Here is an 18,995-nt window from a genome sequence, read left to right on the forward strand (position 1 = left end):
CTTAATATGCCCCGGGTAGTCATAGTCGGGGGGGGCTGGGCAGGTTGTGCGGCAGCCCTGGCCGCCCGCCGGGCAGGCGCGGAAGTGATTCTCCTGGAGCGGACGGATATGCTCCTGGGTACCGGCCTGGTTGGGGGGATAATGCGCAATAACGGCCGTTTCACGGCAGCGGAAGAGATGATTGCCCTGGGCGGGGGGGAATTGTTCGAGCTCTGCGACAGCGTCGCCCGTCACCGCAATATCGACTTTGCCGGCCACCGCCATGCCTGGCTTTATGACGTGGCCCGCATTGAGCCCCTGGTCCGGCAGGCTTTAATTGAGGCAGGCGTCGAGGTACATCTTTTAAGCCGGGTTACTGCCGTCCAGGCGGCAGGCAACACCCTCCAGGCAGTCAGTACCGAAGGGGGACGTACTTACCCCGGCGAGACTTTTATCGACGCTACCGGTACGGCGGGGCCGCCGGCCAACTGCCGCCGCTACGGTAACGGTTGTGCCATGTGTATTTACCGCTGCCCGGCCTTTGGCGGCCGCGTCGGCCTTGCCGCCCTGGCCGGGGTGAAGGAATACGCGGCTTTGAGGCGCGGCGGCGGTCGCGGGGCTTTAAGCGGTTCCTGCAAGCTGCACAAGGGTTCCCTGGCGTCCTGGCTGGCGGCCGAGCTGGAGGAAAAAGGAGTGGCCGTCCTGCCCGTACCTCCTGATTTGCCGGGTAAAGGTGAACTGCTCCGGCGCAAGGCCTGCCAGCAGTATGCCTTGCCCGAGTATGCGACTAACATTATCCTCCTGGATACCGGTCATGCCAAACTCATGGCTCCCTTTTTCCCCCTGGAAGCCCTGCGCCGGGTAGCCGGCCTGGAAAACGCCCGCTTTGAAGATCCCTATGCCGGCGGCACCGGCAATTCGGTGCGCTTTCTGGCCATGGTACCCAGGGAAGATACTTTACAGATACAGGGCCTGGCCAACGTCTTCTGCGCCGGGGAAAAGGCCGGCCCCTTGGTCGGCCATACTGAAGCCATCGTCACCGGCACCCTGGCCGGTCACAACGCAGTGCGCCTCCTGGCTGGCAGGGAATTGCTGGTTTTACCTTCTACCCTGGCCGTAGGTGATATAATCGCTTATACCGGCCGCCAGGTATATAAGGGTGATGGCCTCTACCAGCGTTTTACCTTTTCCGGGTCTATCTATTTCGAGCGCATGCAAAAGCTGGGACTTTACACTACCGACCGGGTGGTTATCAAGAAAAGGGTAGCCGGCCTGGCAGGGATTTTTTCCGAACCGTTGTTAGGAAGGAAAAAGGCGCCGGGTGCCGAATAATAACTTGAAAATAATCATGTGCGATTAGGAATACAGCACCATCAGCGGGGAGGAGAAACTTTTGTCTGCAGAATTGCTGGCCCTGTTTACCACCGCCTTTATGGTAGGGCTTTCCGGGGCCCTGATGCCCGGTCCTTTACTGACCCTGGTCGTCGAAGAAAGCACCCGGCGGGGAGCCGGCGCCGGGCCGCTCCTGGTCCTGGGCCACGGCCTCCTGGAACTACTCATGTTGTTCCTGCTCCTCCTCGGCCTGGGAAGTTTCCTGGCCCTTCCCGCAGTAGGCCGGGTGGTAGCCGTCCTGGGAGGGGCGGTATTGATCTGGCTGGGAACGGGTATGATCCGCAGCGCCGGGGCCAGCCAGGTCCAGCTGGCCCTGACGGGAAATAAGGACAATTCCCTGCATCTGCCGCCGCGGCCGCTATTACATACAGTAACCGCCGGGGGCTTAATCAGCCTGGCCAATCCCTACTGGCTGCTCTGGTGGGCAACCATCGGCGCCGCCTTTGTCGCCCAGGCGGCCCGCCTGGGGGCCGGCGGGATAGCCCTCTTTTTCAGCGGCCATATTTTATCAGATCTCGGCTGGTACTCCCTGGTTGCCGCCGGGGTAGCCGCCGGCCACCGCATTATCAGCCAGAGGGTCTACCGGTATTTAATCATGGCCTGTGGGCTGTTTCTCCTTATTTTAGGTGTCCTGTTTATTGTTGCCGGTTACCGCGGCCATATCAGCCTGTAAAACAGCGAGGTGATCCTTGATGGAAGTATACGACCGTGCCCATGAGCTGGCCCGTGCTTTAAGCCGGAGCAATGAATACGGCGATTATCGTTTGGCCAGGGCTAAGATGGAGAGTAATCCCGCCAACCTGGACATGCTGCGGGATTTCCGGCGGCGCCAGCTGGAACTGGAGATGACCCTTTTAAGCGGGAAGGAACCGGATCCGGCTTTAAAGCAGGCCGTGGAGGAAAGCTATCGTATTATCAGCCTCAATCCCTCCATAACGGCCTATCTCGCTGCGGAAGAAAGGGTAGCCCGCCTGCTGGCGGATATCCAGAAAATACTACTTGATGCCATACCTGAATGGGGAAAAGATATTGTTAATGAAATTGACAACAAGTAAGACCAGGGGTTACAATAAGAGTAATAATTATTATCAACAGGCTGGTGGCCATTATGGAACCTACTGGTAAGCGTATGACTAAACAGAAAAAAGTCATCCTGGACATCCTGCGCAATACCAAAATCCACCCCACGGCAGACTGGATCTATGCCCAGGCGCGTAAAGTTTTACCTGACATCAGCCTGGGAACGGTTTACCGGAACCTTGGAGTTTTAAAAGAAGCCGGCGAGATCATGGAATTAAATTACGGCAGCACCTACAGCCGCTATGATGGTAATCCCGAGAACCATTACCACTTTGTCTGCCTGGAGTGTGGTCGTATTACCGACCTGGAAATGGCGGTGCATTACGAACTGGAAAAAGAGGCCGAAGCCGGCGACTGCGGTGAAGTCCTCTATCACCGCCTTGAATTTTACGGTATCTGCAAGGCATGCCACCAGCAAAGGCAAAACTAAAACCAGGTGCATACGCCCTGGTTTTTTTTAAAGGAATTAAACCCGTAACCGAGAATTTAAATTAGGAAAATAGTTTTGACCAGAGGTGGGGGCTGTGGCGGCTGATTGTATAAGGGTGGAAGGAAAGACGGTAGATGAGGCCATCCACAGGGCGGCGGATCTACTTAATGTTTTACCTGAAGAACTGGCGGTGGAAATAATTGATGCCGGCAGCAAGGGTTTTTTCGGACTGGGTTTCCGGCCGGCAGTGATACTGGCCCGGCCCGAAGGGGAAGGAGAAACGGCTCCGGGGCAGGACGGCAGGCTTCAGGAAAGCAATGGGGAAGAAGGTAAGGCGCAGCCTGAGCCGGAAACTACCGGAGATAACGATGCGGTTACTGCCAGGGGTGATGGTGGAGAGGGGGGGGCAGGGGATCGTCCTGCCGTTGCCTGGATTGAAGGAGGACAAATCCATATCGGCGCCGGCAATATTCCGGCCACAATTATTCCCGGGGAACATTTTGAACTTTACGTTAACGGCATGCCCGTTGCAAATGAGGTTGCCGTTCATAATGGTGACATAATTACCGTTAAATCCAGGGAAGAGCGGCGCGAGGGAGAATGGAAATTGACGGTGACCGGTGACGGCCTGACGGCGAAATTAACGGTCAGGCCGGGTTGGAAAAGGACCTGGAAATTACAGGACCGGCTCCCGTCCGGCCGCCTGGAATTAAGGGGCGTACCGGTGGATATTGCCCTGCCGGCCGTTTCCCGGGAGGAGCTCCTGGCCGAGTTAAACCGCCAGCAGGTTGTTTATAATATTGACGAAGAAGCCGTCCGGCAGGCATGTACGGAGGCCAGGGAGATGGAGATAGTAATTGCCCGGGGCCTGGCGCCCCGGCCCCCGGAAGACGGGCGGGTGGAATTTCTTTTTTCTACGGAGATGACTAGAAAAGAAGTGGGCGAGGAGGAGCAGGTGGATTACCGGGAGATGGTGATCCGGGCTTCAGCTGCTGTAGGTGACCTCGTCGCCGTTAAGATACCACCGCAGCCTGGTAAGCCGGGAATGACGGTTACGGGCAAGGTTATTCCCCCGCCTGAGCCCCGGGATGTCGAATTGGTGGCCGGAAAAGGAACAGAAGTTATTGACGGCCGGCGCTGTGTTGCTACAGCCGAGGGCCGGCCCCAGTTAAGCCGGCGAAAAGGGAAGGTTATAATCGATATCCTCCCGGTCCTGACCCACCGGGGAGATGTTGACCTGGCTTCCGGTAACCTCAAGTTTAAAGGCTGTATCAGCGTCACCGGCAATGTTACCGAAACCATGCAGGTGACTGCCACCAGGGATGTAGAAATCGGCGGCGACGTTACCCAGGCTACAGTTCAAGCCGGGGGAACAATTAATATTCACCGCAACTGTATCGGTTCGTTCCTGGTTGCCGGGGGAAATAAAAGCATTTATCAGGGTGCAGAACCTATCCTGGCCGATCTCGCCCATCAGCTATCGCTCCTGCAGGCAGCTGCCGTACAGCTGGAGCAGAGTGCCAGGAAGCAGGGCGGGGCCAATGATTATCTTAACACCGGCTACCTGATTGGCGTGCTGGTGGAAAATAAATTTAAAAAATTGCCTGCCCTGGCAGCCAGGCTGGAGCAGCTTCTCCGGGGCACGGAAGGAGGAGAGGAGGAACAAAATTTAATCCAGCTTGGACGTGAACTGGCCCGATCCTTCGGCTCGCCTTCAGCCATTCAGAGTCTCAACCCGGCGAAACTCGGCCAGATGGCTGCCGCCGTTGAGGAGATGGCGGCCTTCTGCCAGGAGATATCCGGTGAGGGAGGTAATATTACTTTAAGCTATGCCCTCAACAGCAGGCTTCAAGCCAGCGGGTGGGTAAAAATTACCGGCCGCGGCTGTTTTAACTGCGAGATTGTAGCCGGGGGCAAGGTGGAGATCCAGGGTGTCTTCCGGGGCGGCAGTATTTATGCCGGTGGTGATGTCTATGTCCAGGAGACGGGTTCCAGCGGTGGGGCCAGGACCCTGGTCAGGGTTGCCGAAGGTAGGATAATTAAAAGCGGGAAGATCTGGCCGAACTGCACCCTGCAAATAGGCAAGCGTATCCGCCAGGTGGAGAATGAAGAAAATCGAGTTATGGCCTATTTAGATAATGAGGGCGATATGATCCTGGGAGTATTTTGATGGGGAAGAAGGTGGGTGTGGTGGCTGCTGATTGGGAATATTTACGCCAGGTATCTCTATTTAAAGACTTGAGCCCGGAAGAGTTGCAAAATATCGCTGCCCTGGCCTTGTTCCGCCGTTACCGCAAAAACATGTATATTTTTATGGAAGGCGAACCCGGCGATGCCATCTATTTCGTTAAAAAAGGGGCTATCAAATTATTCCAGGTCCTTGAGGATGGACGGGAAAAGATCCTGCACTTCGTCCGGGAAGGAGAAATTTTCGCCGAAGTTCTTTTGTTCGGCGGGGGCCCTTACCCGGCGACTGCTGAAACCCTGGAAGATACCGAAGTGGGTATCATCCGCAATGCCGATATGGAAAGGCTCCTCAGCAATCACGGGGAAATGGCCGTTAAAATTATCAAAGTTATGAGCCGGCGCCTGCGCAAGGCCCAGGAACATATCCGGGACCTGGCCCTTAAAGGGGCCTACGGTCGCCTGGCCAGCACCCTCCTCCAGCTGGCAAGGGATTACGGGACACCAGGGGAAGACGGTATTACCATCGATTTAAATTTAAGCCAGCAAGAACTGGCGAACCTTATAGGCACGTCCCGGGAAACGGTGGCCCGGATTTTAAGCGACTTCAAACGCCTGGGCGTTGTGGGTGTTGAACGCCAGCGAATTACCATCCTGGCCCCGCAAAAGCTGGCCGGATGGGATTAAACTGCTAAACAGTAAATATATACCTTTCATCGGGTGAATAATGCTTATTAAGATTTAGCACTTGCGTACAGAAATAAATCAGGGTATTATAAAAAACAATAAAATCAAACAAAAGTTTAATTTAGGGGGGTGTTAAACAAATGGATGGCCGGCAACCTTCACCCAGGAGGCTGGAATCCGGCCAGGACTGGGTAGAGCTCTTGCAGTGGCTCGGCATTAAAGTAGAAAAACCACGGGATAAGGGCGAGAACCACACGCTGCCCTGTAAAGGATAAACCTTGGACTTTGACCCTGCAGTCCCCGGATATAGGAGGAAACCTGCGGGGTATTTTTGTATCTATCTGGACTCCCCGTATGTTATCATAGTATCCGGGGAGTTTTTGTTTTCGCATTAAATTTCTACCCCGGGGTGCATGGATTTGACAAAGTGGCGTCTACCCGTTGCCTGCGGTATAGCAGGTGCGCCCGGCGAAAAAAATCCCCGATATTCAACAAATTTTCAGTTTGCCTTCAGTACAGTTTTAGTTTCAGGTCTGATAATATAAGAAAGATGATTTCCATGAAGGTGGTAGGTGAGGAATGCACCAATTAAAGGGAATTAAAATATTAGTAGTCGACGACGAACCGAATATACTGCAATTTTTAGAACTCGGCCTGCAAAATGAGGGTTTTGATGTCAGGACGGCACAGGATGGCGTTAAAGCCATCACTCTTCTTAAAGAATTCCAACCCCATGTCGTTATCCTCGACGTCATGATGCCCGGCATGGACGGTTTTGAGGTGTGCCGTATGCTAAAAAGGATGGAGAACGTGGCGGTAATCATGCTGACGGCCAGGGATGAAGTCGATGACCGGGTGAAAGGGCTTATGCTCGGTGCCGACGATTACATGTTAAAACCCTTTAGTTTTGAGGAGTTGCTTGCCAGGATTTATGCCAGGGTACGCAATCAATTTCCCAATCTGTTTGGAGAAGTGGTGGTCGGGCCGTTCCAAATTGATGACCGTCGTAAAGAAATAAAGTTCAATGAACGGGTTCTGGAGCTCTCACCAACGGAATATGAACTGTTAAAATTATTAGTTCTCAATCATGGATTGGTTTTAAGCAAACGAATGATTCTTGATAAAGTGTGGGGCTATGATTTCGGGGGAGAGGAAAATATTGTAGAAGTGTACATTCGTTCCCTGCGTGATAAATTAAATGACAAAGAACATCAAATAATAAGGACTATACGCGGTTCAGGTTACCGGGTGGAACTATCATGAAAAGCAAGAGAAATATTTCCTTTAGCTCTTTTTTTAACCCCACCTCCCTGCGGTTCCAGCTGCTGTGCCGGTCGCTGTTGATCCTGGCCGTGTTGCTGGCGTTTATTGGGGTATTTCAATACATCTTCATGCGGGAGTTTATTTACAGGAATAAAGCTGCCACCCTCCAAACCCAGATTATATCACTCCCCCGCCAGATCTGGGAGCAGGCCGTCCTGGACAGCCAGGAATACGTGAAAAGGCGCTTGCCGTATTTTTTTATTCTTGGGACGAAACTGGCATTTATTGATATCCGGGGGAATTTTGCCGTCTTAGCGAAAGAGCCCGGCGCGCCTGACCCCCCTCAGCTGGAGGTGGAAGAGTATCTCAATATCCTTAACCAAGATCCAGGACTGCATTATAAAGTTATTGGCGGTGCGGGAGGAGACGAACAGTTACTTATATTGCAGCCTATCCCTGGGGCCCCGGGTGAAATGCTGGGCGTGGTCCAGGCCAGTACTTCAACTGGCCCCCTCAAGGAACTGCTGATGCGGCAACTGCTGATTTTTTTATTGCTGGCCTTTACCGCCCTGTTTTGCGGTTTGCTTACCTTTTTTCCGGTCCTTAACCGGACCCTGGTACCGTTGACCAATATGGTGACTACGGTGGAGCAGATTGATGCCGGGAACCTGGCCAGGCGTTTTCCTACGCGGCAGGGCCAGATGGAAATAGACCGGCTGGCGGAATCTTTTAACGCCATGCTGGACCGTCTGGAAGCCTCCTTTAAAGCGGAAAGAGAAACCCAAGAACAGATGCGCCGTTTCGTTGCCGATGCCTCGCATGAGCTCCGCACGCCGCTGACCTCCATTCACGGGTTTTTAGAGGTGTTGCTCCGCGGCGCGGCCAATCAGCCGGACCAGCTGGAGAGAGCTCTAAAAAGCATGTATAGCGAATCGGCGCGCCTGAATAAACTGGTACGTGATCTCCTTCTCCTGGCCAAACTGGACCGTGCGTCACATATGGAGCTACAGGAAGGCCTGCTGGATACGGTGGTCTGGGATATGGAGCCCCAGCTGCGCATCCTGGGCGCTGGCAGGAAGCTGGATATAGACATCGAGCCGAATATGAAGTGCAAATTTGATAAGGATAAAATGAAACAGCTGATCTTGAACCTGTTTCATAACGCGGTGCAGCACACGGATCCAGAAAATGGCTACATAAAGATTGCATTATACGGCCAAAGGGGCGGTGTGCAGTTGTCCGTGCAGGACAACGGCCCGGGGATCAGTGATATCCATCTTCCCCATATCTTTGACCGCTTTTATCGTGCCGAAGTTTCGCGGACACGTAAATACGGCGGGGCCGGTCTGGGCTTAGCCATCGCCAAAGCCATTGTTGACGCCCACGGCGGGACTATCAGCGTTAAGAGTAAACAGGGGGAAGGATGCACTTTTTATGTTTGGTTACCTGCTTAAACCGGTTTTTTCTTAAAAAGCGTGAAGGAGTGCTCCAGGAGGCGGCAATCATCCCCGGTTGACCCTGGGGGGATGAATGCCGTCATTGTTTTAGTTTCCAGCCATGGTTTACAGTTTTAAGCATAATTTCAGCTATTACTTAAGTAAAATTCAGTTACCGTTAAGGGTTAATTAAGCTGAAGATGGTATGATGGTAATAGTTCTATTGGTTGCTGGTTTGGTTGCACAATCAACTGGTCTGGCCTGTGCTTGTCAGCAAGTTTATTGCCACCGGTGCAGGACTGGTAATTAATTATTCCGGCAGCCGTTTATGGGTTTTCCATTGACCGCCTGCGGGGTACTGGTCGAGGGCATCGTGGTTTAATAATAATCTTTTTCAAAGGAGGATCTTTGTATGTTTAAAAAAATACACAATCTGCATTTATGGCTGGGGCTTATTACTGCGGTTTTTATTCTTCTGGAGGCCGGTACAGGACTACTCTTATCGTATCCGTCACTCCTGGGGGCACCGGCCAGGGGCCCCGTAGCAGAAAGCAGTTCCCGTCTCGCACTGCCGGGAAATCCTGGCACATCGGAAGCGAGCTCTGATAATGCTGCAGTAGAGAATCAGGATTCAGGGATACAGAGAGGAAGGCCGGATTTTTCAGGTTTTGCTGACGCCGGAAAGACGGAGGCCAGGGGTAACTTGATGGGAATTGTTCTCGAGTTACATGAGGGCAGGCTGGGCAGTTTAAATATCCGTTGGTTAATACAACTTACAGCTATAAGCATCATTATCCTTACTTTGACCGGGGTCTACATGGCTATAAAAATTTTAGTGCGCAGGTAAAAAGTTGGAGCTTGAGTTGCAGGGGTGGGGGGTGCCCTACCAGCGATATGAGAAGAGGGAGGTCGGGCCTCCCTCTAAACGTATATATCTGTTTGAGGTTTATTGCCGTTAGGCGGGCTGAAGTTCTGTTTATAAAATATTACTCAGGATTAACTGCCAGCACAATCCGGCCGCTGTAGGTGCCGGGAATAATAGGCCGCTCGACGCCGTTCACCGTCATGGTCAGGCTGTAGCCTTCGGGAGCGGTGACGCTGGCACCTTTGGCAATGGTCAGGCCAGTCAGATAGGACGTCTTGTCCACAATCCACTGCGAACCCCTGGCGAAGGTGGCATTAACGCCGTAGGGGTCTTCGGTGGCGCAGTAGGTGGGGATAAATTCGCCGATTAAGTAGTATAGTTCAGGATGATCCATAGTGACGGGTTCGCCGTTGGGTCCGGTGGCGTGCTCGACAGTGGCCGTGGTGATGGCACCCTTGACGACGGCATTCTCAAAGGTGAGATTCAAGCCGCCCAGAGCCGTCATGGCGTTCATGAAGTCGCCGTTGAGGGTGACGTTCTTAAAGGTGGCGTTGATGGTTTTGGGTTCCTGGCTGCCGGTGTCAGCAGGGGGAGCCGCATCGCCGGCAGGTGGGCCGCCGGGACCGCCGCCTGCCATCATCATCGCCATGAAGGGGTCGTCGTTCTCCACTGCCTGGAGGATGATGCCGCTTTCAGAATTGAGCTCGGCATTATCTACCACTATGGTCGGATAGCTGCTTTTTACCTGGATAACAGCCTTCTTGGTATTGAAGACGCTGCCGTTGTTAATTAGCAGATTACCCTCGTTACCGCCGTGCATCATGACGCCGATCTTTCCGGAGTTAACAACACTGGCATCAAAAACACCGGAACCGGAGCCGTTAGCCATAATCAAGCCGTAGTCAGCAACGTTCATAGTGGAGCGAGTAAATGTATCGATGGAATCGCCTATGGAATAAGCCCCGTATCCGCTCTTGACGGTTTCAATGAGGGAGTCGGTTACGTACATCCGCACTGTATTGGTATCGTCAGTAGAAAGGGCGCCCCATGCTTCACTCTTAATGTAGCAATTATTATAGTAAACGGTACCGTTGCCGACCAGGTTGGTGGTGCGGCAATTGCCCTTGATCCCCAGCATCCAGGGGCATTCCATCATCTTGCCCATTTCTATAGTAAACGAATAATCTTCGGGCAGGGTACCGTTGCGGCTTTCGATATGAGAATTATTAACCCTGAGGACGCTGTTGTCGCCGACAAAGATGGCCGGCCTGATGCAACCTTCGTTAATAATCGTAGCGCCATCTACAGTAACGTCGGCGTTGCCGCCGGTCATAATCCCGGCGCCGTAACCGGCAAAGTCATTGCCGCCGTTGCCGGTAAGGTAAACTTGCGGGTTAAGGATATTAAATTTAGAATTTCCTGTCACAATAATGCCGTTGAACTTTTCCTCATTGGAAGTTATCTTTACATCTTTGATGCTCTTGCCGACAACTTTACCTTCGGATACAACAGCTGCCACAGACTTTTCCGGTACATATTTACCGTTTTCAATATAAATACCGGTCTTCAAATAATGTGGATCTAACTCTCGATATTGAACTATAATATTCTCCGTCGGTGTGAGAACGATGTTGCCAATATATGTACCCGGCTCGATGGGGGTACCGATGCCGTTAACGGTCATGGTCAGACTGTACCCTTCAGGAGCGGTAATGACAGCCCCGTCTGCAATTTTCAGCACGTCCACCCGGGTAGTCCTATCTACAATCCAGGTTTCACCTGCGTCAACCGATACTATTGCGCTGTTTTTATATGAAGACGAAGCAATTCCGGCTGTAGCGCCTGCGGCAAGGGATAAGGTGAGGAGTAAGACGGTGAAGAGCAATACCAGAATATTCCTTAATCGCTTTGTCTTTAGCATTTTATTCACCCCTTCAGGAAATTTGGTCAATTCTCAAAGCAGCTTGACCGGCAATTTTTAAACTGAGGGTTATGTGTGAATATTACCTCAAGAGCTACCACCCCTTTCTGCAGGCACTATTAACTCCAGTGTCTAACTCCAATGTTATTTTAATCCAGTACAGAATAAAAAGGTAATTCATAAATAAACCGGGCCTTATACCAAAAAAGCATAATGTGGTTCCCATTATGGTGGTGGACAGGCTGCGTCTAAAAATTTTGTCCGGGAGGACCCGGGCTACCTGGCGCCTGGGATGGCGGCGGACATGATATTAATAAACCTTGACGAACTGGGCTTTGCCGGCGGGCAGCATGACCCGGTTGCAGCCGCCATCACCTGCGGCGACAGCTAACTAGTAGAGTTTTAGTGGTATTTATGGTAATATAGGATTTGGCAAATAATGAACAGAATATAAAAAAATGTGTAAGGAGCTGGTGTTGTTTATGGAACTGTATGAATTGATTAAGAGGAGACGGAGCATCCGCAAGTATGAAACCGATCCGGTGCCCCAGGAGGTAATAACCAGGATACTGGAAATAGCTACCTGGGCTCCTTCAGGTCTTAACCGGCAACCCTGGAGGTTTATTGTTGTTATAGGAGATAAGAAGGATGAGTTAGCCCGGGCTTTTCGTGAAGTAGCAGAAGCAGAGACTATGCCGGCTGGCCAACGCAGCCCGCGCAAGGAGGGGCTATTGAGGTTTGTACAAATTTTGAATGAGGCACCGGCGATTGTTGTAGCATTAAGTCAAACACATGAGGAGCCGGGCTTGCACAAGAGTTTTTTAGAGAGCACGGCAGCTGCTTTTAGTTATCTCCTTTTGGCGGCTACCCGGGAAGGATTAGGTACCTGCTGGATGACCGGTCCTTTAAATGAGGAACAAATCCTGCGCAAAATCCTGTCCATTCCTGACGACATGGAATTAGTAGCACTGACGCCGCTTGGCTATCCGGATGAGGACCCTGCCCCCAAACCCCGTAAACCCCTTGAAGAAGTGGTCACCTGGCTTGGAGACTGACTTCCATCACCCGGCTGTTTTTCCCTCATTTCACCGGAAGATCGCTCCCGGAGCCAGGGCGGAAAAGTAAAATAACCCCCACCTTAGATGCAAGGTAGGGGTTTTACGCTTACGTTACAAAGCTTATTGCATGGCATTTATATTCTCAGATCAATCTGCTGCACCGTACCGGCAATCCCATTTTCGCGCACATATATTCCTGTTCTTCTTATCTGCCCCAGAAGGTTATCTGTTTTTATTGCAAAAGATGTAAATATAATCCTTACGCTAACTCCTGTAAGGATAATCTCGCCACTGTAACTGCCGCCTGCTTCAATCGGCGTCTCTTCACCGTTCACCGTCGTTGAACTTTGATAGCAGCAAACTGTCTAAAGGTTACAGGCCAGTAGTCTTCTACTACGACGATGGTAAAAACGCCTGGAAGAGAGTTGGTGGTAAGTACGATCTTACCAAAGGCACCATAACCGTTGAAGTTGACCATCTGACCGTATTTGCCGTGTTTGCGGGCAAGACTTTTGCCGACATCCAGGGACACTGGGGTCAGGACGACATCGAGCAGATGGCCGACATGGACATTGCCGGTGGGGTATCTTCCGGCAGCTTCGATCCCAACGGCAATGTAACCAGGGCGCAGTTTGCAGCTTTCCTCATCAGGTGCATGGGCATTAAAGAAGCCACACCGGCGGAGGCTAGCTTCAAAGATGTTAACCCCAACTCCTGGTACTATGGCGTGGTTGAAGCTGCCAAAGCGGAGGGCCTTGTCGGCGGGTACTCAGACGGCACTTTCCGTCCCGACCAGAATATTACTCGTGAAGAGATTGCGGCCATGGTGGTCAGGGCGATGACCAGGAGCGGCGTATACATCACTGCAGACGATGCGGCGCTTGCCGCTTTTGCTGACAGGGACACCGTAAGTGCGTGGGCAAAAGAAGCCGTGGCTCAAGCAGTTAAAGCGGGTATAGCGAGGGGAAGAGCCGATAACTGCTTCGCCCCGAAAGAAAACGCCACACGGGCGGAGGCGGTCGTCATGCTTAAACGTATGCTTGCAGGTATAGGACAAATTAGTCAGTAGATAACTTATATCAATCGGAAAGGGGGTGAAAAACTTCACCCCCTTTTAATTATAAAAATGTTCACCTTACCCTATTATCCGGGAAAATCTTCCGCTTAAAAATATTGACGGCGAAAATAAATAATAGTAAAATACCATACGGAACGCATGAAGGCCGTCAAGTCAGCAAACGATATTTTTTCAAGCTCGGGCCGATAGGGGGTGAACGACGTGCCGACCTATGATTTCCGTTGCCAGGATTGTGGTGAACGATTTACCGTGAAAATGTCCTGGAAAGAAAAAGATAAGGCCACCTGCCCCACGTGCGGTAGCCGGAAGCTGCAGCAGCTCTTTACCGGGATCACCATCCTGGGCGGTAGTAGCGGCGGCTGCGCGGCGCCATCCGGTAGCCGGTTCAGCTGAGGAGGATAAGGACAAGGGCCGGTGGCCCTTGAGAATAGATAAAGGAAAGATCGGTATGCCCTGGAAATCCAGGGCTTATATTTTTAATTGACTCTTACCGGACGGTTAAGTTATGATGGGGCAGAGAGGAGTGGACGAAATGGGCATGATGACTTCCCTGCGCCGGTTGAGCAAAAAGCGGCCGGTTTTGGGAATTTTGTTTGTTGTAGTTTTAAGTATCGGGTTAATCGGCAGTTATGCTATATTTGCAGCTCCTAAATCGCCGGCGGGATCCCAGGGGGACCGGGAAGGGACAGGCGATGCTGCCCGGCAGGCAGAAGAACTCCAGAAGGCAGCCCGGGAGCAAATCAGCCAGCTGGAGACGGAAATCAGCAACTTACAAAAAGAGCTGCAGGCCAAACCGGATGATGTGGCTATTTTGCTCCAGCTAGGCGATAACCAGTATAACCTGGGGACCCTGTATCTCATGGTCAATGGCGACCAGGAAAAAGCGGGCGAGAGTTTCAAGGCAGCCCTGGACAATTACCGGCAGGTGGTGAAAATTAATCCCCGGGAGGAAGGAATATATTTGCGAATGGCCGGCGCGGCCCTGTATGCCGGCGATGAAAAACTCGCGGAAGAAAACTTCCAGGAGGCCATTAAAGCCGACCCGGGGGATAATAATGCCCGCTTGAATTATGGGATGTACCTGGTTTATACGAAGGGCGACTTACAGGGAGCCATAGACCAGTGGCAGGAAATTTTAAAGCACAACCCGGACGAGGAACTAGCCGCCCAGGTCCGGGAGATGATCGAGCAGGCCGAAGCGGCCAAACAACAGGCGAACCAGGAAGGAAATAGCCAGCCCCAGGCAGGAGGAGAGCAGGGGAACGAGGGGAACCCTCAATAATCAATTAATAAAGAAGCCGGTAGATCACCGGCTTCTTTATTTGGCCAGGGATGGACGGGGCAGGCCAAAGTTGCCGGCACCGATTTTTTCGAGAAAATGGTTAAAACGCTTGCGGATATTTAAATTAAGGGCCCAGAGGATGGCGGCGTGCTTTTTGGCCAGCCCCAGGCGGCGGGAGATGGAACCCAGGGAATAAAACTCCTGCCAGGCCCAGTTAAAGCCTTCCTGCAGGGTTTTTGCGCTCATGTTTTTAGGCTCGAAGACCACTTTACTGATGGTATATTCGCTCCAGTCGTTGCTGGTGATCCGTCCTTCCCGCTCCATAGCCGCCCGCAGGGGCGTGCCCGGGAAGGGGGTAAGGATGCCGAACTGGGCCGCCTCAAGGTGGTTTTCCTGGGCGAATTTAACGGTCCGTTCAAAGACGCCTTCATCGTCTTCGTCGAGACCGAAGACAAAGGCCCCTTCAATGGCGATACCGTAATCATGGATCTTCTTGATAGCCTGCCGGTATTCATCAACACGGTTAACGGCCTTGCCTACAGCCTTCAAATTATCAGGGGAAAGGGATTCAAAGCCGATGAAGAGGCCGATGCAGCCGCTGGCCGCCGCCAGCTGCAGCAGTTCTTCGTCCCGGGCGATATTCAGGGAGCCCTGGCTGAACCATTTTACTTTCCTCGGCAGGCGCGCCAGTTCGGTGAAAAGGCGGCGGGCATAGCCGGCATTGCCGACAATATTATCATCAATAAAGGCGATAACTTCGCCTTCAAGCCCTGCGACTTCGCCGATTACCTCCTCTACCGGCCGGAAGCGGAAGCTCCTGCCAAAGAACTGGCTGACGCTGCAGAAGGAGCAGGCAAAGGGACAACCGCGGGTCGTCTGGACGGTATCAGGTACCAGGTAGCGGCTGCGGAGTAAAAGGTCACGCCGCGGGTAAACCATATGTTCCAGGGAGGGGCGTTCCTGCTGCCGGTAAACGGGCTCCAGTTTTCCTGCTTCCAGGTCGGCGAGGAGCTGCTGCCAGGAGCCTTCGGCTTCGCCGACAACAACGGCATCGGCATGGGCGGCGGCTTCTTCCGGCAGGGCCGATGGGTGCATGCCGCCCAGGACTACCCTGATACCCTTTTCCCGGAAGGTGTCGGCAATCTCATAGGCCCGGGGAGCCAGGGCCGTCATGGCGGAAATACCTACCAGATCGTACTTTGCATCGAAGTCGATATCGGTTAAACTTTCATCAAGAATGGTCACTTCATGACGGGGCGGAGTGAGGGCCGCCAGGGTAATTAAATTCAGGGGCGGGAATATAGACTTTTCCTTTTCGCTTTCCCAGAGGGGGTCATGCCAGGCCGGGGCAATTAAAGCGATTTTCATTTTTTAACCTCCGATAAAAGGGTTTTAGCATTAATATGGCCAGGGTTTTGAAGGTTCATGTATACTGTTCTCTACATGGTGACGGAATCCTGCAAAAATGGAAAGGATGGGTAAAGTTGTGCCTTTTGGGTATTGATCTCGGCGGTACGACTATCAAGGCCGGGGTGGTAGACGGCGGCGGTCGCATTCTTATTAAGGACCAGGTGGCCACGGGAGCGAAGGAGGGGGCGCGGGCTGTCCTGAAGCGTATCGTCGACCTGGCCGGCGACCTGTTGCGGCGCCAGGGATTGAAACGGCGGGATATAAAAGCGGCAGGCATCGGCATCCCCGGTTCCGTCGACGTTGGTAGCGGGGTGGTGCGCCTGGCCCCCAACCTGTTCTGGCGGGACTTCCCGTTGCGGTCCGAACTGGAGGCTTTACTTGGCCTCCCCGTTGCAGTGGATAACGACGCCCACGTTGCCGCCCTGGGAGAGATTTGGCAGGGTGCCGGGCGGGGCTTTAATTCCCTGCTTATGGTGACCATCGGTACCGGTATCGGTTCAGCCCTGGTTATTGACGGGCGCATCCGGCGCGGAATATTCGGCTACGGCGCCGAGATGGGGCATGTTAAAATGTTGCCCGGCGGGCCATTCTGTCATTGTGGCGGCCGCGGGTGCCTTGAAACCCTGGCCTCAGCTACGGCCATGGTGCGACAGTTCCGGGAATACCTGGCTGCCGGCCTGGCTTCCCGGCTGCAGGATAGCCCGGAACTGGGGGCCAGGGAGATCCTGGCGGCTGCCGCTGGCGGTGACGAGCTTTGCGGCCGGGTGGTAGACCTTGCCGCTTTTTACCTGGGCACGGCCCTGGCTAATGCCGCCCTGGTATTGGGACCGGAAACTATTATTATCGGCGGTGGGCCTGTCCGGGCCGGAGAAGTGATCCTGGAACCCATCCGTAAATATGTGGCTGAAAGCCTGGGTGACTGGCAGACCACGCCCTTACCTGTACTGGCAGCTAGCCTGGGCAACGAGGCAGGGATCATTGGCGCCGCCCGCCTGGCCCTGGAACTGTACTGTGAGAGGCCTTGATAATCTTTTCATGCATAAGTTTTTTGCCGGGTAAAATGACCGAGCACCAGCAGGATTTTGTTTCTTGATGTAGAATAAAATATAATTGGTAAGACCACAGACGTCAGGATTGAGGCGAATTTAATGAAGTATTACTCAAATGATTTTATATTGGCGGCTATGGAAATAACTGGTTGCAAGACTTTTCCCGGGATAAAAAGCATACTATTTTTTGTAATTACATGATGAATCATTTTTGCATATACGGGTTAGAGAATTATTTCACATATTTATAATGATTAAAATCTACGGAGGGGGTGAGAGAAAAGAGTTATTGTTAACTCAAAGTGCACCTGACTTTTATGGAGGATAATCTTGGGAAAGGGTAGCGGAGTTTTAAAGAGGTCAAATTAAAAATGGGGAGGAATAGGAAAAATGCGCCGGAAAGTGTGGAGACTGGCAGCGCTGGTGGCTCTAATAACCGTCAGCACTTTTTTGCTGGTAACGGGGTGTGGTCAAACCCAGCCCCAGTCCCAGAAAGCTGAAGACAAGTATCCTGAAAAACAGATTACTTACCTTATTACCTTCGATCCCGGCGGACAGTCAGACCGGGAAGCGCGGCGGCAACAGCCCCTGCTGGAGAAAATCCTGGGCCAGAAAATCGTAATTGATTACAAGGTCGGCGGCGGCGGAGCCGTTGGCTGGAGCGAACTGGTACGGGCCAAACCCGACGGCTACACCATTGCCGGTTTCAACCTGCCCCATATCATCCTTCAACCTATGCAACAGGAAACAGGTTACAAGACTGAGCAGATTGTACCTGTAGCCCTGTTCCAGTCGACCCCCCTGGGCCTGGCTGTTTTAAAGGATAGCCCCTATCAGACCCTGGAGGATTTCCTGAATGCAGCCAAGCAGAAACCCGGCGAGATCTCCATCGGCGGTTCAGGCACCTTTTCCGGCCACCAGATGGGTACCTTACGACTGGAGAAGCTGACGGGAACCAAGTTTAAATACGTGCCCTTTACCGGTTCGGCCCCCCAGATAACAGCTTTCCTGGGCGGCCATGTCGACGCGGTCTTTGCCAACTCTGACGATCTGGTAAAGCAGCAGGATAAAATCCGTGTCCTGGCCTTTGCCGGCAATGAACGTTTCGAAGCCTTCCCCGATGTGCCTACGTTCAAAGAAAAGGGTCTCGATTTAGTCGAAGCCATTGATCGGGGCGTTGCGGTACCACCGGGGACACCGGATAATGTAATCAAAAAGCTGGAAACAGCCTTCCTGCAAATTGCTAAAGATCCTGAAATCCAGGCCCAGATGAAAAAAGAAGGTTTTGTGCCTATCGCCATGGGCCATGACGAATGCAAGGCTTATATCGAAAAAATGACGGGTATTTATAAAGAAATTGTTGCCGGACTGAAAAATTAGGCCTGACGGGAGACGGGTGTGATGTTTATGCGCACACAACGGGCGGCCGACATGGTTAGCGGCGCCATACTTGCCGCCCTGGGACTGCTGTCCCTGGTTGCTTCCCTTAATATATCCGGGGTTACGGGGGAGCATTTGCACCCCCGTACCCTTCCTTATCTTTTAAGCCTCGTCATATTTATAACCGGCCTGGCCTTGCTTCTAGGTGGCTGGCGTTACCGGGGCGAAGAAAAGATTATTGCCTGGCCGGACCGGGAAGGCTGGAAGCGGATTCTAATTTCCCTGGCCAGTATAGTAGTCTATCTGTTTTTATTGGAACCCCTGGGCTTTACTTTGAGCAGTTTTCTTTTATTAACTTTCCTGATCTGGTACCTGGGCAGGTATAACCTTATACTAATTATTCTTATGGACCTTGCTACCGTCGTGACCATTTATTACCTGTTTTACCGTCTGCTAGGTCTTAATTTTCCTGTCGGGCCCCTGGGGTGGTAGGAGGTAATA

General features: G+C 52.5%; 20 protein-coding genes. 17 read left to right on the forward strand and 3 right to left on the reverse strand.

Annotated features, from left to right (window positions below; translation table 11 throughout):
* The 10 genes from NWF31_RS04405 to NWF31_RS04450 all read left to right on the forward strand — a co-directional run.
* Window positions 1-1,311, forward strand: a 1,311-nt coding sequence (locus tag NWF31_RS04405; protein WP_258359301.1) for an FAD-dependent oxidoreductase, incomplete at its 5' end; no start/stop codon positions are given.
* A gap of 61 nt (window positions 1,312-1,372) precedes the next feature.
* Window positions 1,373-2,044 carry a LysE family translocator gene (locus tag NWF31_RS04410; protein WP_258359302.1) on the forward strand — a complete coding sequence of 224 codons (672 nt, stop codon included), beginning with the start codon at window positions 1,373-1,375 and terminating at the stop codon, window positions 2,042-2,044.
* A 19-nt stretch (window positions 2,045-2,063) separates the two neighbouring features.
* Complete coding sequence (locus NWF31_RS04415; protein ID WP_258359303.1) at window positions 2,064-2,426, forward strand: YlbF/YmcA family competence regulator; 363 nt, start codon at window positions 2,064-2,066, stop codon at window positions 2,424-2,426.
* Window positions 2,427-2,479: 53 nt separating this feature from the next.
* Window positions 2,480-2,881, forward strand: a complete 402-nt coding sequence (locus tag NWF31_RS04420) for a Fur family transcriptional regulator (RefSeq protein ID WP_258359304.1) — start codon at window positions 2,480-2,482, stop codon at window positions 2,879-2,881.
* A 94-nt stretch (window positions 2,882-2,975) separates the two neighbouring features.
* A complete protein-coding gene (locus NWF31_RS04425) occupies window positions 2,976-5,051 on the forward strand; it encodes a flagellar assembly protein A (protein WP_258359305.1) in 2,076 nt (691 codons plus the stop codon).
* Window positions 5,051-5,752: a Crp/Fnr family transcriptional regulator gene (locus NWF31_RS04430; protein ID WP_258359306.1), complete on the forward strand. Its 702-nt coding sequence runs from the start codon at window positions 5,051-5,053 to the stop codon at window positions 5,750-5,752. The genes NWF31_RS04425 and NWF31_RS04430 overlap by 1 nt, the downstream gene beginning before the upstream one ends.
* A 140-nt stretch (window positions 5,753-5,892) precedes the next feature.
* On the forward strand, window positions 5,893-6,027 hold the full coding sequence (locus NWF31_RS04435) for a hypothetical protein (RefSeq protein WP_258359307.1): 135 nt from the start codon (window positions 5,893-5,895) through the stop codon (window positions 6,025-6,027).
* A gap of 304 nt (window positions 6,028-6,331) precedes the next feature.
* Window positions 6,332-7,015 carry a response regulator transcription factor gene (locus NWF31_RS04440; RefSeq protein WP_258359308.1) on the forward strand — a complete coding sequence of 228 codons (684 nt, stop codon included), beginning with the start codon at window positions 6,332-6,334 and terminating at the stop codon, window positions 7,013-7,015.
* Window positions 7,012-8,469 carry a sensor histidine kinase gene (locus tag NWF31_RS04445; protein ID WP_258359309.1) on the forward strand — a complete coding sequence of 486 codons (1,458 nt, stop codon included), beginning with the start codon at window positions 7,012-7,014 and terminating at the stop codon, window positions 8,467-8,469. The genes NWF31_RS04440 and NWF31_RS04445 overlap by 4 nt, the downstream gene beginning before the upstream one ends.
* A 394-nt stretch (window positions 8,470-8,863) precedes the next feature.
* The gene (locus tag NWF31_RS04450) at window positions 8,864-9,298 is read left to right on the forward strand and encodes a PepSY-associated TM helix domain-containing protein (protein ID WP_258359310.1); all 435 of its coding nucleotides are present in this window, start codon (window positions 8,864-8,866) and stop codon (window positions 9,296-9,298) included.
* Window positions 9,299-9,437: 139 nt separating this feature from the next.
* Here the strand turns inward: NWF31_RS04450 and NWF31_RS04455 are convergent, their stop codons facing one another.
* A complete protein-coding gene (locus NWF31_RS04455; RefSeq protein WP_258359311.1) occupies window positions 9,438-11,237 on the reverse strand; it encodes a hypothetical protein in 1,800 nt (599 codons plus the stop codon).
* A 482-nt stretch (window positions 11,238-11,719) separates the two neighbouring features.
* Here NWF31_RS04455 and NWF31_RS04460 point away from each other — a divergent pair, with 482 nt between their 5' ends.
* Window positions 11,720-12,292, forward strand: coding sequence for a nitroreductase family protein (locus NWF31_RS04460; RefSeq protein ID WP_258359312.1), 573 nt, complete (start codon window positions 11,720-11,722; stop codon window positions 12,290-12,292).
* Window positions 12,293-12,429: 137 nt separating this feature from the next.
* Here NWF31_RS04460 and NWF31_RS04465 read toward each other — a convergent pair whose 3' ends face one another.
* Complete coding sequence (locus NWF31_RS04465) at window positions 12,430-12,630, reverse strand: hypothetical protein (RefSeq protein ID WP_258359313.1); 201 nt, start codon at window positions 12,628-12,630, stop codon at window positions 12,430-12,432.
* Between the two features lie 5 nt (window positions 12,631-12,635).
* Here NWF31_RS04465 and NWF31_RS04470 point away from each other — a divergent pair, with 5 nt between their 5' ends.
* The 3 genes from NWF31_RS04470 to NWF31_RS04480 all read left to right on the forward strand — a co-directional run bounded on the left by NWF31_RS04470 (window position 12,636) and on the right by NWF31_RS04480 (window position 14,655).
* On the forward strand, window positions 12,636-13,364 hold the full coding sequence (locus tag NWF31_RS04470) for an S-layer homology domain-containing protein (protein ID WP_258359314.1): 729 nt from the start codon (window positions 12,636-12,638) through the stop codon (window positions 13,362-13,364).
* 210 nt (window positions 13,365-13,574) lie between these two features.
* Window positions 13,575-13,766, forward strand: coding sequence for an FmdB family zinc ribbon protein (locus NWF31_RS04475; protein WP_258359315.1), 192 nt, complete (start codon window positions 13,575-13,577; stop codon window positions 13,764-13,766).
* 112 nt (window positions 13,767-13,878) lie between these two features.
* Entirely contained in the window at window positions 13,879-14,655 is a 777-nt protein-coding gene (locus NWF31_RS04480; protein ID WP_258359316.1) for a tetratricopeptide repeat protein, read from the forward strand.
* Window positions 14,656-14,691: 36 nt separating this feature from the next.
* Here the strand turns inward: NWF31_RS04480 and NWF31_RS04485 are convergent, their stop codons facing one another.
* Entirely contained in the window at window positions 14,692-16,023 is a 1,332-nt protein-coding gene (locus NWF31_RS04485) for a B12-binding domain-containing radical SAM protein (protein ID WP_258359317.1), read from the reverse strand.
* Between the two features lie 116 nt (window positions 16,024-16,139).
* Here NWF31_RS04485 and NWF31_RS04490 point away from each other — a divergent pair, with 116 nt between their 5' ends.
* The 3 genes from NWF31_RS04490 to NWF31_RS04500 all read left to right on the forward strand — a co-directional run bounded on the left by NWF31_RS04490 (window position 16,140) and on the right by NWF31_RS04500 (window position 18,986).
* Entirely contained in the window at window positions 16,140-17,090 is a 951-nt protein-coding gene (locus tag NWF31_RS04490; RefSeq protein WP_258359318.1) for an ROK family protein, read from the forward strand.
* 414 nt (window positions 17,091-17,504) lie between these two features.
* The gene (locus tag NWF31_RS04495; RefSeq protein ID WP_258359319.1) at window positions 17,505-18,494 is read left to right on the forward strand and encodes a tripartite tricarboxylate transporter substrate binding protein; all 990 of its coding nucleotides are present in this window, start codon (window positions 17,505-17,507) and stop codon (window positions 18,492-18,494) included.
* A 21-nt stretch (window positions 18,495-18,515) separates the two neighbouring features.
* On the forward strand, window positions 18,516-18,986 hold the full coding sequence (locus NWF31_RS04500) for a tripartite tricarboxylate transporter TctB family protein (RefSeq protein ID WP_258359320.1): 471 nt from the start codon (window positions 18,516-18,518) through the stop codon (window positions 18,984-18,986).
* Window positions 18,987-18,995: the final 9 nt, after the last annotated feature.

It is taken from the genome of Neomoorella sulfitireducens (genome assembly GCF_024733845.1).
GTDB classification, from domain to species: Bacteria; Bacillota; DSM-521; order Neomoorellales; family Neomoorellaceae; genus Neomoorella; species Neomoorella sulfitireducens.